14 protein-coding genes and 2 riboswitches are annotated in these 13,266 nt (G+C 61.8%); of the genes, 6 read left to right on the top strand and 8 right to left on the bottom strand.

Features of this window, described 5'->3' with window-relative positions; translation table 11 throughout:
* Positions 1-243: 243 nt before the first annotated feature.
* A complete protein-coding gene (locus A8B82_RS23120) occupies positions 244-918 on the top strand; it encodes a Crp/Fnr family transcriptional regulator (RefSeq protein ID WP_067298007.1) in 675 nt (224 codons plus the stop codon).
* A 337-nt stretch (positions 919-1,255) separates the two neighbouring features.
* Here A8B82_RS23120 and A8B82_RS23115 read toward each other — a convergent pair whose 3' ends face one another.
* The 5 genes from A8B82_RS23115 to A8B82_RS23095 form a co-directional block, all read right to left on the bottom strand.
* Positions 1,256-2,107 carry a cytochrome c1 gene (locus A8B82_RS23115; RefSeq protein WP_067298004.1) on the bottom strand — a complete coding sequence of 284 codons (852 nt, stop codon included), beginning with the start codon at positions 2,105-2,107 and terminating at the stop codon, positions 1,256-1,258.
* A gap of 5 nt (positions 2,108-2,112) precedes the next feature.
* Complete coding sequence (gene petB, locus A8B82_RS23110; protein ID WP_067298001.1) at positions 2,113-3,456, bottom strand: cytochrome b; 1,344 nt, start codon at positions 3,454-3,456, stop codon at positions 2,113-2,115.
* Between the two features lie 11 nt (positions 3,457-3,467).
* Positions 3,468-4,028 (bottom strand): ubiquinol-cytochrome c reductase iron-sulfur subunit, encoded by a 561-nt coding sequence (gene petA / locus A8B82_RS23105; protein ID WP_067297998.1) that lies wholly within the window; start codon positions 4,026-4,028, stop codon positions 3,468-3,470.
* 162 nt (positions 4,029-4,190) lie between these two features.
* A complete protein-coding gene (locus tag A8B82_RS23100) occupies positions 4,191-4,802 on the bottom strand; it encodes a glutathione S-transferase (protein WP_067297996.1) in 612 nt (203 codons plus the stop codon).
* A 68-nt stretch (positions 4,803-4,870) separates the two neighbouring features.
* A complete protein-coding gene (locus tag A8B82_RS23095; protein WP_067297994.1) occupies positions 4,871-5,494 on the bottom strand; it encodes an FMN-binding negative transcriptional regulator in 624 nt (207 codons plus the stop codon).
* A gap of 62 nt (positions 5,495-5,556) precedes the next feature.
* A riboswitch (FMN riboswitch) is annotated at positions 5,557-5,709 on the top strand.
* A gap of 78 nt (positions 5,710-5,787) precedes the next feature.
* Between A8B82_RS23095 and A8B82_RS23090 the strand changes: the two genes are divergently transcribed.
* A complete protein-coding gene (locus A8B82_RS23090; protein WP_067297991.1) occupies positions 5,788-6,237 on the top strand; it encodes a 6,7-dimethyl-8-ribityllumazine synthase in 450 nt (149 codons plus the stop codon).
* A 51-nt stretch (positions 6,238-6,288) separates the two neighbouring features.
* On the opposite strand, the gene A8B82_RS23085 is transcribed toward A8B82_RS23090, so the two are convergent.
* Genes A8B82_RS23085 through A8B82_RS23075 form a run of 3 tightly spaced genes read right to left on the bottom strand, consistent with a single transcriptional unit; the run spans position 6,289 to position 9,480 of the window.
* Positions 6,289-6,981, bottom strand: a complete 693-nt coding sequence (locus A8B82_RS23085) for a thiamine ABC transporter ATP-binding protein (protein WP_067297989.1) — start codon at positions 6,979-6,981, stop codon at positions 6,289-6,291.
* Positions 6,968-8,521 carry a thiamine/thiamine pyrophosphate ABC transporter permease ThiP gene (locus tag A8B82_RS23080; RefSeq protein WP_067297986.1) on the bottom strand — a complete coding sequence of 518 codons (1,554 nt, stop codon included), beginning with the start codon at positions 8,519-8,521 and terminating at the stop codon, positions 6,968-6,970. Before A8B82_RS23080 ends, A8B82_RS23085 begins: the two co-directional genes overlap by 14 nt.
* Complete coding sequence (locus tag A8B82_RS23075; RefSeq protein WP_067297985.1) at positions 8,497-9,480, bottom strand: thiamine ABC transporter substrate-binding protein; 984 nt, start codon at positions 9,478-9,480, stop codon at positions 8,497-8,499. Before A8B82_RS23075 ends, A8B82_RS23080 begins: the two co-directional genes overlap by 25 nt.
* Positions 9,481-9,514: 34 nt before the next feature.
* Positions 9,515-9,614: riboswitch (TPP riboswitch) on the bottom strand.
* Positions 9,615-9,795: 181 nt separating this feature from the next.
* Here A8B82_RS23075 and aroC point away from each other — a divergent pair.
* From aroC to A8B82_RS23055, 4 genes are read left to right on the top strand one after another with little or no spacing between them, the layout of a single operon-like run.
* Positions 9,796-10,908, top strand: a complete 1,113-nt coding sequence (gene aroC / locus A8B82_RS23070) for a chorismate synthase (protein WP_067297982.1) — start codon at positions 9,796-9,798, stop codon at positions 10,906-10,908.
* Between the two features lie 7 nt (positions 10,909-10,915).
* Complete coding sequence (locus A8B82_RS23065) at positions 10,916-11,851, top strand: DMT family transporter (protein ID WP_067297981.1); 936 nt, start codon at positions 10,916-10,918, stop codon at positions 11,849-11,851.
* Positions 11,852-11,871: 20 nt separating this feature from the next.
* Positions 11,872-12,468: a cob(I)yrinic acid a,c-diamide adenosyltransferase gene (cobO, locus tag A8B82_RS23060; protein ID WP_067297978.1), complete on the top strand. Its 597-nt coding sequence runs from the start codon at positions 11,872-11,874 to the stop codon at positions 12,466-12,468.
* The gene (locus A8B82_RS23055) at positions 12,468-13,241 is read left to right on the top strand and encodes an SDR family NAD(P)-dependent oxidoreductase (RefSeq protein WP_067297975.1); all 774 of its coding nucleotides are present in this window, start codon (positions 12,468-12,470) and stop codon (positions 13,239-13,241) included. Before cobO ends, A8B82_RS23055 begins: the two co-directional genes overlap by 1 nt.
* The last annotated feature ends 25 nt before the right edge of the window (positions 13,242-13,266 follow it).

Raw genomic sequence — 13,266 nt, 5'->3', positions numbered from 1 at the left:
TAACGCAGAAATGGGCAATTTTGGCGAAACCCCTGCGGGGCGCGGCGGATTTTGCCTCTGCCATCCCGGATGTTCGCTTCCAATGATCACATTGCTGCGCTCACATCAGGGCGCCAGCGGCAAAATCCGACTCGCGCGGGCGGTGGAAGATGAATGTCCGCAGGCCCTAGCAACCACCCTGCGGCTTTCAGTACAATTTCTGATTGAATTGCTGTAACTTGCCTCCAAACGCGGTGGGGGGCCATGAAAGATCAACACCTATTTGATTGCGGTTTTCTGGCTGGGGCCTCTCCGGCCCTCAAGGAGACAATGGCCGCGCTCGCGACAGAGACCACCCTGCGGGCCGGTGAGATCCTGTTTGAGCACGGAGACCCCGGCGATACCCTTTATGCAATCCTGGACGGTGCGCTTGAATTCAGCGTCATCTCGGCGGACGGACGCAAGTTGGCGCTGGATGTGATGCACCGGGGCGCGGTCTTTGGAGAGATCGCCCTCTTCGACCCCGGCCCACGCACGGCTACTGTCACGGCGTTGGAGCATTCCCGTGTTCTGGGCATCCGCAATGCCGACGCGATGGCGGCGCTGCAACGCTCACCCGATTTCGGGATCGACATGTTGCGCCTCGCGGGAAAGCGCATGCGCTGGATGGGCTATCAACTGTCAGAGCAAGTTTTCCTTCCCCTGCCCGCCCGCCTGGCCAAGAAGGTCCTGCACCTGACCTCCCATATGACTGATCCCGAACCGCTGCTGATACTGTCGCAGACAGAGCTGGCAGAATTTGCGGGCGCGAGCCGCGAAGCGGTTTCAAAAATCATTTCGAGATGGGGACGCAGTGGCATCGTCAGCGCATCCCGTGGTGGGCTGCGCCTGCTTAATCGCAACGCCCTGAGGGATCTCGCGGAAATCAACGAAGTCTAAATTCCATCTTTTCCGGCCTGTGTGACCCAGTTCACAGACTGCCGCAGCGTCAACCGATAGATTGAAACCATAGTAACGACGCTGCTCTGGTTCCTCGATCGCCTTATTCATCGGCGCATTGCAGGGCAAAGTTTGAAAAGACCTGGATCAGGTTGCGGGGAGTACGGCTTGGCCGTGCGTATCTGCCCAAGGGTGGTCTGTGCCACTGACCCGGCTCCGGTATTATACCTGTCCCCGTTTTTCGGACACCTCACTCATTATGAGGGCCCCCGGAAAGCAAAAGCCCTCCCAACCGCAACAGTTGGGAGGGCTTTTCAGCATGTCAAAGCGCGCTGTGTCAGTCTTCGCGCTTGTACTTGACCGACGCCCAGAGACGTTTGTTCGTCAGGTACAGAAGAACCGCCAGCAAGGTCAGGAAAACCACCCCGGCAAAACCGGCCTGTTTGCGGGCCATCATCTTGGGCTCTGCTGTCCACATCAGGAAGGCCGCCACATCCGCAGCTTCGTGGTGGACATCCGCTTCGTGACCATCGGCATACTCCACGTCATCGCCCAAAAGGGGCGGTGCCATGGCGATCCAGCTGCCTGTGACAGTCGAATGGCCATCTTCATCGCGACAGGAATCGGGGATACCGCCTGCGGTAAACACCTTGTTGTAGGAACCGGGGAAATCCTCGGGGGCACAGTCCGGCGCTTCCTCGTATCCGCTGAGAAGGGATGCGATGTACTCCGGCCCGCCAATCCCCTTGAAGAACTGGTTAATGCCAAGACCGTAGGGCCCGTGAAATCCTGCGCGTTTTTTGGCCATCAGCGACAGGTCCGGCGCATTTTCCAAAGACGACGACGGGAAATGATCCACCGGTGTCGATTCGCGGAAATCGTCCAGCTCTGGGTCGAACACTTCAAACTGCTTGGCGTATTCGCGCACCTGGTCTTCGGGCATGCTGGGTCCGCCGTCGTCCGCAAGTGTACGGATCGGGACGAATTTCAGCCCGTGGCATGCCGAACAGACCTCGGTGTAGATCTGCAGGCCGCGCTGCAACTGGTTCACATCATAGGCACCAAAAGGCCCTTCGAAGGAAAAGTCGAAATCCTCGACATGGGCTTCGCCACCGGCAGCCAAGGCACCGGTGGTGCCAAGGCCAAAAGCCACAAGGGCGGAGAGGGTCAGTTTCTTGATCATTGTCATCTCCGTCATTGCGCCGGTTTCGCAGCGGTTTTCGAACCACCGGCCTTGGGCGCATAATGGGCGTCGAAGTCTTCTTCGATGGTCGCCGGTTGTGGCAGCGGTTTTTCAATCACGCCCAGCAGCGGCAGGATCACCAGAAAGTAGGCGAACCAATAGGCCGATGCGATCAGCGAGAAAGACGCATAGGGTTCTTCCGCAGGCATCGCACCCAGCCACATCAGGGCAAAGAAGTCGATCACCAGCAGCGCAAACCACCACTTGAACATCGGACGATACCGCCCGGACCGGACACTGGAGGTGTCCAGCCAAGGCACCAGTGCCATCACTGCAATCGCACCGAACATCGCCAGCACGCCAAAGAACTTGGCGTCGATGATGCCGCCGGTCACGAAGGACGCAATCTGCACAACCCAGACTTCCGAAGTAAAGGCCCGCAGGATCGCGTAGAACGGCAGGAAGTACCATTCAGGAACGATGTGCGCAGGCGTCGCCAGCGGGTTCGCCTCGATGTAGTTGTCGGGGTGGCCCAGATAGTTGGGCATGAAGCCGACGATGGCAAAGAACACCGCCAGGATCACCGCCAGCGCGAACAGGTCCTTGATCACGAAATACGGCCAGAACGGCAGCGTGTCTTTCTGCGCTTCTTCCTTGGAACCACGGCGCACTTCAACACCCGTGGGGTTGTTGTTGCCCGTGGTGTGGAAAGCCCAGATATGCACGATCACCAGACCCGCGATGACGAAGGGCAGCAGGTAGTGCAGCGAGAAGAAGCGGTTCAGCGTGGCGTTGTCCACGGCAGGTCCGCCCAGCAGGAAGGTCTGCAGCGACTCGCCGACAAAGGGGATTGCGCCGAACAAGCCGGTGATCACGGTCGCACCCCAGAAGGACATCTGCCCCCATGGCAACACATAGCCCATAAAGCCGGTGGCCATCATCAGCAGGTAGATCAGCATCCCGATGATCCAGGTGATCTCGCGCGGGGCCTTGTAGGAGCCATAGTAGAGACCCCGGAAAATGTGGGCATAAACCGCCACAAAGAACAACGATGCGCCGTTCGCGTGCAGATAGCGCAGCATGTAACCGCCGTTCACGTTGCGCATGATATGCTCGACCGAGCTGAACGCCAGGTCCACGTGCGGCGTATAATGCATGACCAGCACAATGCCGGTGATGATCTGCAACGCCAGGCAGAAGGTCAGGACGATGCCCCAGATCCACATCCAGTTCAGGTTCTTGGGCGTGGGGATCATCAAGGTGTCATAGAGCAGACCAACAACGGGCAAGCGGCTTGCAAGCCACTTTTCTCCGCCGGACTTCGGCTCATAATGGTCGTGAGGAATTCCAGACATCGAGTTCTCCCTTAACCCAGTTTGATCGTGGAATCGTCCACGAATTCGGCGACAGGCACCGGAAGGTTGCGTGGTGCGGGCCCTTTGCGGATACGCCCGGCAGTGTCGTAGTGCGATCCATGGCACGGGCAGAACCAGCCGTCGAAATCACCGGAGTTGCCCAGGGGCACGCAGCCAAGGTGCGTGCAGACACCCATCATGACCAGCCATTCGCCAGTTTCGTCCAACGCGCGGTTCTCGTCGGTGGCAGGCGCATCGCCGGCCAGGTTGGCGTTCTCCGCATTCTGATCCGGCAGGTCGCTGACATTGACGGCGCGTGCCTCTTCGATCTCTTTGTCGGTGCGGCGGCGGATGAACACGGGCTTGCCCAGCCATTTGACTGTCAGCTGCGTTCCCTCTTCGAGCCCGCTCACATCAACGCGGATGGAGGACAGCGCCAGAACATCGGCAGATGGGTTCATCTGGTTCGCCAGCGGCCAGACAGCCGCGCCTACGGCGACGGCACCAGTGCCAGCGGTTGCGTAATACAGGAAATCCCTCCGGGTGCCTGCGTGATCTTCTGCGTTGGACACGGCTCTACTCCACTTCTTGGCACAGAGGCCATTGGACATACCGGGGGCGGTTCAGCCCCCTGACTTCATCGCGCTGTCTAGCGGGCTGGCGCGCGTCCGTCCAGATGGCAAAGGCGCGCAAACCGTCGCAGGCAGGGAATTATTCCTGCCAAAGCCGCGGATTCAAGCCTCCGGCGGCTTGGTTGCCTGCATTGCAGGACGCGAATCGAACGCATCGAACCAGTCAGAAAGCGCATCCTTGCCGCGCCGCCAGCCGCGCGCACCATGGCGGAACTCCACATAGCCCAGCGCGCAGGCGACCGCGATCTGGCCCATGTCCAGCGGGCCGCTCAAATGGCTCATCCAGCGGGCATTCAGCGCGGTCAGCGCCCGGTCTACCTTGCTCCACTGCGCCTCGACCCACTCGGGCATCTGCGCGCTTTCGGGCCGAAGCCGCCCTTCATAGACCATCAACAGCGCCGCATCCAGAATACCATCCGCTGTCGCCTCAAGGGTCAAGGTATCCCAGTGCCGCGACCCCGTTCCATACAGCTTGCCGCCCGCGCGGTCATCCAGGTAGGCGCAGATCACCCGGCTGTCATAAAGCGTCGGCCCCTCCGGACGCTCCAGCGCAGGCACCTTGCCCAACGGGTTCTGGGGCAACAGCGCGCTATCCGGCTCGACCGGCGTGGTGTGCATGGTTTCCAGTGTGACATCGTCAAGCTGACCGGTTTCATGCAGCAGAACCATGACCTTGCGAACATAGGGCGAAGTGGGTGAATAGGCGAGTTTCATGGGGGATCTCCTGTCGCTTTGCGGCAGTATCACAGGCGCTGTCAGAACAGGCAATGACTTGCAGTGCGCTATTTGCTGCGGGCTGCCCGCATCTGTGCTGCCAGCATATCCACATCGCTGCCGAACCCATAACCCGCCATGTGGTCTGCCGCCGCCTCACGCACTGCGTCGGGCTTGTTCTGGCTTAGTTTCCAGGTGCCATCCACGCCGGTGATCTGCATCCGGCACGGCACGATCATCCGCATCAGTTTGTCGATCACCTTCGGCGTCATCTTGTCCGTTTTCCAGGGAGCCTTGGGCAACAGACGCACTTCATAGGCTGCCGATTGACGGTCCAGGAGATCGCGCAATTCCTCGGCGGGCCGCAGTTCCAGCGTCCCGGTCAGATGCACGGCGACGTAATTCCAGGTCGGCACCTGGTCGGACACGCCGTACCAGTCAGGCGAGACGTATGAATCGCCCCCTGAAACGGCGATTGTCACCGCAAGCGGAGTCGTCAATGCGCGGGCGATCGGGTTCGAGCGCACCAGATGCAATTCAACCAACGCGCCATCCTCACTGACCAGAAAGGGCACATGGCTGAGCATCGGGGCACCTGCCCCCTGCGCGGCCAGAACGCCGAATCCCCTTTCCCGCGCAAAGGCGATATTCCGTTTGGTATCGGCATCGTGAAATACTGGATTCGGATGCATCGTGTTCCCCTCGGTAACAGTACGATTCCTATTGCAGACAATTCTGAGGCTTGGCAACATAAGCCCATTCTCAGGGCGGGGCGGAATTCCCCACCGGCGGTAGGGGAGAATTCCCAAGCCCGCGAGCGCCGGTGCCTCCTTCGGGCGGCACCGGGTCAGCAGATCTGGTCAAAGTCCAGAGCCGACGGTCACAGTCCGGATGAAAGAGAATGCGAAGACAAGGGGGGCAGCCAGCCTCTGTTGTTGTCGTGATCGCCTTGGGTGGACGTGTCTGGACCAAAAGGAGATCACAGATGACACATGGCTATCATGGCCCCGCCCGCTTCGCTTTTGTCAAAGCAGCGTGGCATGCCGATATCGTGGACCGCGCGCTTGACGGCTTTACCGAAATCATTCCCGCCGACCAGGTCGATGTCTTTGACGTGCCCGGCGCCTTCGAAATGCCGCTGATGGCGCAGAAACTGGCAAAAAACGGCCGGTACTCTGCGATTATCTGCGCCGCCTTTGTCGTTGATGGCGGCATCTACCGGCATGATTTTGTCGCCGCTGCGGTGGTGGACGGGCTGATGCGCGTGGGGTTGGATACCGGGGTGCCCGTGCTGTCAGTCTCCTTGACCCCGCACCAGTACCAGGAAACCGCGCATCACACTGCCATCTATCGGGACCACTTCGTGCTCAAGGGGAAAGAAGCCGCGAAAGCGGCAATGGACATTCTTGGTGCCTTGGAACCGGCCCTGGCGTAACCCGATCTTTTTGAAAAGATCGGTCCGGAATTTTCGAAAATTCCGGCACCTTCAGCCCAAGTAGTCCCTCAGTTCCGGTGGCGGGCTGTCCATCAGGGCCGCCGCCGGTTGTGGTGCCGCCGCCACGCCGCCCGCGACAAAGATCACCTCATCCGCGATCCGGCGCACATCGTCCGGCGCATGGGTCACCATGATCAATGCCGCACCTGTTTCGGCCACCAGGTCCTGCACCAGGTCCAGCATCTCGTTGCGCAGGGCCGGTCCCAGTGCGGCAAAGGGTTCGTCCAGCAACACAAGCGGCCGCGCCTGCACCAGCACGCGCGCCAGGGCCGCACGGCTTTGCTGCCCCCCGGACAGCGCGCCGGGCCGTTTGTCCGCATGGGCGCTCAGCCCCACCCGCTCCAGTGCCTGCGCCACACGGCTGCGATCAGCCGTACTCAACCGCATGTCAGGGTTGATCCCCAGCCCGACATTCTGCGTCACGCTCAGGTGCGGAAACAGGTTGTTGTCCTGAAACAGCATCGTCATGGGCCGTGCGCCGGGGGCCGCGCGCGTGATGTCCTGCCCCTGCCAGGTCAGCCGACCCGCAGTGCGGGGTACAAACCCGCCCAGCGCCCCCAGCAGCGTCGACTTGCCTGCGCCCGAGGGGCCGATCACCGCGTACTTCCGACCCTGCTCAAGCGTCATGTCAGCGGCCAGCCGAAAACGGCCCAGCGTGATTTCCACCTTTTCAATCCGCAGCATGCCAGCGCCCTCCCCTGTCGCAAATCCAGAACACACCCAGCGCCATCATCAGCAGCAAAACGGCCGCGCCTGCCGCAGCCTGCATCTGGTAGGACCCCATCAGGCGATACATCTGCAGCGGCAACGTGGCGCGGTCCGGATCGGCAAAAAGCGCGATCACGCCCAGATCCCCGATCGACAGCGCCCCTGTCAGCCCCGCCGCGAACCCGACCTGGGGCCGCAGGCGCGGCAGGATGACCCAGCGCCACAGCGACCAGCCGCGTATCTGCAGCGCCGCGCTCAGCCTGCCGTATTCGCACAGGGTATCGCGCAAACGTGGCACCAGGATCCGCAGCGCAAAGGGCAAGGCCATCAGCGCATTCACCAGTGCGGTCACCGGCAGCGCCAATGCCACCGGGTCCACAACCGGATTGAGCAGGATGAACCACCCGGTCCCGATCATCAGCGGGGACGCGGACAGACCAAACAGACCAATCGCCTCCACCCCCCCGGACGCCCGCCCGGCGATCCATCCCGCCATGGGTAGCGCCAGCAGCAACAGTACAACGATGCTGAGCACGGCCACCCCCAGCGACGCACCTGCCGCCTGCCAGACCGATACCGGCATCAACGGCAGCCCGGCAACGCCCCTCAGCACAACCGCCCCCAGCGGCACCAGCAGAAAGGCCGCGCCCAGCAGGATCAGCACCACGTCACACCAGCGTTGGACCCCGCCGCGCGTGTCCCAGCGCTGCGGCACCCGGTCCAGCCCACCGCCGATGCCGACCGAAGGGATGAACCACAGCGCCACCAATGCGGCGCTGCCCGCCACAACCAATTGCACCAGCGACAGCAATGCCGCGCGCGTCAGGTCGAAATCGTATCGAAAGGTCTGATAGATGGCGAGCTCGATGGTCGTCGCCCTTGGCCCGCCCCCCAGTGTCAGCGCCACGGCAAAACTGGTCAGGCAGATCACAAAGATCAGCGCAAAGGCCCCTGGCACGATCTGGCGCAGCAGCGGCCATTCCAGCGTTCGCGCCACGGCGCGCGGGCTGAGATCAAGCTGCGCCACCAGCCGGAATCGCTCTGCCGGGATGGTTTGCCACCCTTGCAGCAACAGCCGCGTGGCAAGGGGCAGATTGAAAAAAACATGCGCCAGCACAACACCGTGCAAGCCATAGATCGACAATTCCGGCAGGCCGATGGCACCAAGAACGGAATTCAGCAATCCATTCCGGCCAAACACGGCCAGCAGTCCGATCACGGCGACAATCACTGGGAGGATAAAGGGCACCCCCAGCAGCATCACCAACAGACCATGCCCAAAGAACTGCCGCCGCGCCAGTGCCCGCGCAAGCGGCACCGCCAGCACAACGGAAAACCCAGCCGACAGCAGCGCCTGCATGGCCGTGAACCGGATCGCGGCGCCGTCGCCGGGGCCAAATCCCCCCGGTTCGGCACGCGAGACAATCCCGACACAGGCCGCCAGCACCACCGCCACCGTCAACCCGGCGGCGGCAATGCCCGCAATGCGCGTTACTGGGTCAGCGCGCTGCGCCATGCCTCGATCGCTTTCTCCTGTACGGCGGCAGCTTCGGCCTCATCGTAAAACAGCACTTTTTCGGGCAGATCCAGCTTGGCCCAGCCCTCAGGCCACTGGTCCTGCGGCAACGCCGACGGCAGCGACCAGTTGGCGGCCGGGATCTGTTTCTGGAAGGTTTCGGACATCACGAAAGACAAGAACTGATCCGCCAGTTCCGGCACATCCGTGTCCGCCACCTTGGCCACGGTTTCGACCATGAAATAATGCCCCTCGGGGAACAGCGCCGCGTGTTTGGTGAAATCTTCCTCGGCAAACATGTGATAGGCGGGCGAGGTGGTATAGCTCAGCACCATGTCGGCCTCACCGTCGGTGAACATGCCATAGGAGGTCGACCAATCCTTGGTCACGGTCAGGATTTTCGGGGCGAGCTTGCCCCAGGCCTCCTGCGCCTTGTCGCCATAGACCGCCTCGACCCACAGCACCAGCGCGAGGCCGGAAATGGATGTGCGCGGGTCCTGGATCACGATCTTGACGTCATCAGGCATGTTCAGCAGATCGTCGAAAGTCGCGGGCGGGTTTTCCATCCGCGTGTCGTCAAAGACAAAGGCGGTATGCCCATAGTTGAAGGGCAGGAACACATCGTCCGTCCATTTGATCGGCAGCGTCAACGCGCTGTTGTCCTGCCCGTGTGGCGCGAACAGATCGGTCGCACGCGCCTTGGCCGTCACATCGGAGGTCAGCCCGATGACCACATCCGCCTTGGTCCGCTTGCCCTCCAGCAGCAGGCGCGGCAGCAGATCGCCGGTCGAGAATTGCAGATCGCAATCGCAGACCTTTTCGAATTCCGTCTCGATCACCGGGCCGGGGCCCCATTCGGATGTAAAATAGTCGCCCGCATAGACCGTCAGCACAGGCGTTTCGGCCTGCGCGGCGGTGGCGGCGAGTGTCATTGCAGCAGCAAAAGTTAGATGTCTCATGGCATCCTCCATCATGCGGCGTCAGAAAGCGTTGGATGGATGTCCAGACCTTCCCTCCGCCGGTGTTAACCGGTTCAGGTTCAACGGGTCAGCTTGCACAATCTCAGCCCTATTGGGCCCCCCGAGGTAGGGATTGCCTACAACAAGCACCGGACCTTGCCAAGGGCAGTCCGGGAGCCGCGGACTTTTCAAAAAGTCCGGTCCGTTTTCTTCGAAGAAAACGGCACCGGCGTGCCGAGCCCCTGCCTGCCCCCTCTTCCCTTTCTTGCGCATCCGCCGCACAGACCGTAGTGATCCCTTCAAAGGAGCGCTTCGATGTCGATAAACAGCTTTGGCCATCTTTTCCGTGTCACCACATGGGGCGAAAGCCACGGCCCCGCCCTCGGTGCCACGGTTGACGGCTGCCCCCCCGGCGTGCCGGTGGATGCGGCGATGATCCAGCATTGGCTGGACAAACGCAAACCGGGCCAGAACAAATACACCACCCAGCGCCGCGAAGCAGACGAGGTGCGAATCCTGTCGGGCGTGTTCGAAGGGGTCACCACCGGCACCCCCGTGCAGCTGATGATCGAGAACACCGATCAGCGCTCAAAAGACTACGGCGACATCAAGGACAAGTTCCGCCCCGGTCACGCCGACATTACCTATTTCCAGAAATACGGCGTGCGCGACTATCGCGGCGGCGGCAGGTCCAGCGCCCGTGAAACCGCGAGCCGCGTGGCGGCAGGCGGTCTCGCCCGCGAGGCGATCAGGGCGTTAGCGCCCGAGGTGCAGATCACCGGCTACATGGTGCAGATGGGCCCGCACAAGATCGACCGCGATACCTTCGACTGGGACCAGATCAACGAGAACCCCTTCTGGGTGCCGGACGCAAGGGCCGCGAGCGACTGGGCCTATTACCTCGACGGGTTGCGCAAATCCGGCAGCAGCGTCGGCGCGGTGATCGAGGTGGTCGCGCGCGGCGTGCCTGCGGGCCTCGGCGCGCCGGTCTATGGCAAGCTGGACACCGATCTGGCTGCCGCGATGATGAGCATAAATGCCGTCAAAGGCGTAGAGATCGGCGAAGGCATGTCCGCCGCGATGCTGACCGGTGAATTGAACGCAGACGAGATTTTCATGGGCAACGATGGCAAGCCCGCGTATTCCTCCAACCACGCGGGCGGCATCCTGGGCGGGATCAGCACCGGCCAGGACATCGTGGTGCGCTTTGCGGTCAAGCCGACCTCCAGCATCCTGACCACCCGCAAGACGATCACCAAAACCGGCGAGGAAACCGAGATCATCACCAAGGGTCGCCACGACCCCTGCGTCGGCATCCGCGCCGTGCCGGTGGGCGAAGCGATGATGGCCTGCGTGATCCTTGACCACATGCTGCTGCACCGTGGTCAGATCGGTGAGAACCAGGGGCTGATCGGGCCGGACGCATGAGCGATTCATGAAAGTAGAGGATTTTTCCGAAAGGCCCGCGCTCGGCGTCGCTCTCAAGATCGCCGCGATCTTTCTGTTCACCTGCATGTCCGCCATCATCAAGTCGACGTCTGGCGAAATTCCGCCGGGCGAACAGGTGTTTTTCCGCTCTCTCTTTGCGATTCCGATCATCCTGATCTGGCTGGCCCGGCGCGGGCAGTTGAAGATCGGGCTCAAGGCCAAGAACCCCATGGGCCACGTCTGGCGCGGGCTTTTCGGGACCACCGCGATGGGCCTGACCTTTGCCGGGCTGGGCCTGTTGCCCCTGCCCGAAGTCACTGCCATCGGTTTCGCCACGCCGATCTTCACCGTGTTGCTGGCCGCCGTGATGCTGGGCGAGCGCATCCGCCTGCTGCGCATCAGCGCCGTGGCGGTGGGATTGATCGGTGTTTTGATCATCCTGTGGCCCCGTTTTGGCAGCACCCAGCTGGACCACATGGCGACCATCGGCGCGATGCTGATCCTGGGGGCCACAATGATGCGCAGCCTTGTGCAGGTTCACCTGCGCCAACTGGTGCAGAACGAACATACCGCTGCCATCGTGTTCTACTTTTCCGCCACCGCGACCGTGTTGTCATTGCTGACGCTGCCTTTCGGCTGGGTGGTGCCCACGGGCCAGACGGCATTCCTGCTGGTATCCGCCGGGCTGGTCGGCGGTGTTGCACAGATCCTCGTGACGTCGTCCTATCGCTTCGGGTCGGTGTCGATGCTGGCCCCTTACGATTACACCTCGATGCTGTTCGCAATCATCCTGGGCTATGTTATCTTTGGCGAATTGCCCACGATCATGATGCTGATGGGTGCCGCGCTGGTAATCTGCGCCGGCGTCTTTGTCATCTGGCGCGAACATCAACTGGGCATGGATCGCAGCAAGGTGCGCGCCGTGTCCGACCCCAAGTCCTGACCCCGTAAGAGGAGAGTGCCATGACCGACCAGTCCCACAAGGAAAAGATGCAGGAGCGTCAGACCGAGCAGCGCAAGAAGGTGGCCGAACTGCAGGACCCTGAAATGGGTCTGGTGCTGGTCCATACCGGCGCGGGCAAAGGAAAATCATCGTCCGCCATCGGCGTGGTCGTGCGGGCGCTGGGTTGGAAACAGCGGGTTGGTGTCGTCCAGTTCATCAAGGGCAAGTGGAAGACCGGCGAGCGGCTGTTCTTTGACCGCCTGGGCGGCGTGGACTGGCACACCATGGGCGAGGGTTTCACCTGGGACACGCAGGACAAGGAACGCGACATCGCTGCCGCACAGGCCGCCTTTGCCAAGGCGCGCGAGATGATGGAAAGCGGTGCCTACGATCTGGTCGTGCTGGACGAGATCAACATCGCGATGCGGTATGAATACCTGTCGGTCGAGCAGGTAATCGAAGGGCTGGAGGCCCGTGACAAGCAGACCGGCGTGATCCTGACCGGGCGCGACGCGAAACCGGAGCTCTGCGCATATGCCGATCTGGTCACTGAAATGACCGAGGTAAAGCACCCCTTCAAGGCCGGGATCAAGGCGCAGAAGGGCATTGATTTCTAATGACCGCACAGGAAAGCAAGATCCAGAAAGTTGCGTTGGTCACAGGCGCTGCGCGGGGAATCGGGCTGGCCACCGCAAGGCTCTTCATCGAAGAGGGCTGGCTGGTCGCAGTACTGGACCGCGATGCGGATGAATTGCAAAAGGCTGCCGCCGACCTCGGACAGGCGGTCAGCCCCTTTGTCTGCGACGTATCGGACCCGGCTGCCGTGGACCGGATCATCGCGGATGTGCTGTCGCGCTTTGGCCGGATCGACGCGCTGGTGAACAACGCGGGCGTGGCCGATTTCGGCCCGATCGAACAGACCGATTTCGCCCGGTGGCGGCAGGTGATGGAAACCAACCTCGACGGCGTATTCCTGATGTCGCAGGCGGTCATACCCGCGCTGAAGGAGACCCGTGGCGCCCTGGTCAACATCGCGTCGATCTCGGGGCTGCGCGCCTCTACCCTTCGGGTCGCCTATGGCACCTCGAAGGCTGCGGTCATTCACCTGACCAAGCAACAGGCGGCGGAATTGGGTGAATATGGCATCCGTGCCAATTGCGTCTGCCCCGGCCCGGTGCGCACCAAACTGGCGATGGCAGTGCATACCCAGGACATCATCGACGCCTACCACGACGCAATCCCGCTCAATCGTTATGGCACGGAACGCGAGATCGCCGAGGTTATTGTGTTCCTCTGCTCGGAGAGGGCCAGCTTTGTCACCGGGCAGGTCATTGCCTCGGACGGCGGGTTCGAAAGCACAGGCGTCGGCCTGCCCGCACTGCGCAGCTAGGGCGGACCAACCCGGCCCGCCCCAC

It is taken from the genome of Sulfitobacter sp. EhC04 (assembly GCF_001650875.1).
Classification (GTDB): Bacteria; Pseudomonadota; Alphaproteobacteria; order Rhodobacterales; family Rhodobacteraceae; genus Sulfitobacter.
Note: the sequence above shows the minus strand (reverse complement) of the source record. Positions and strands in the feature narration are given on the sequence as shown.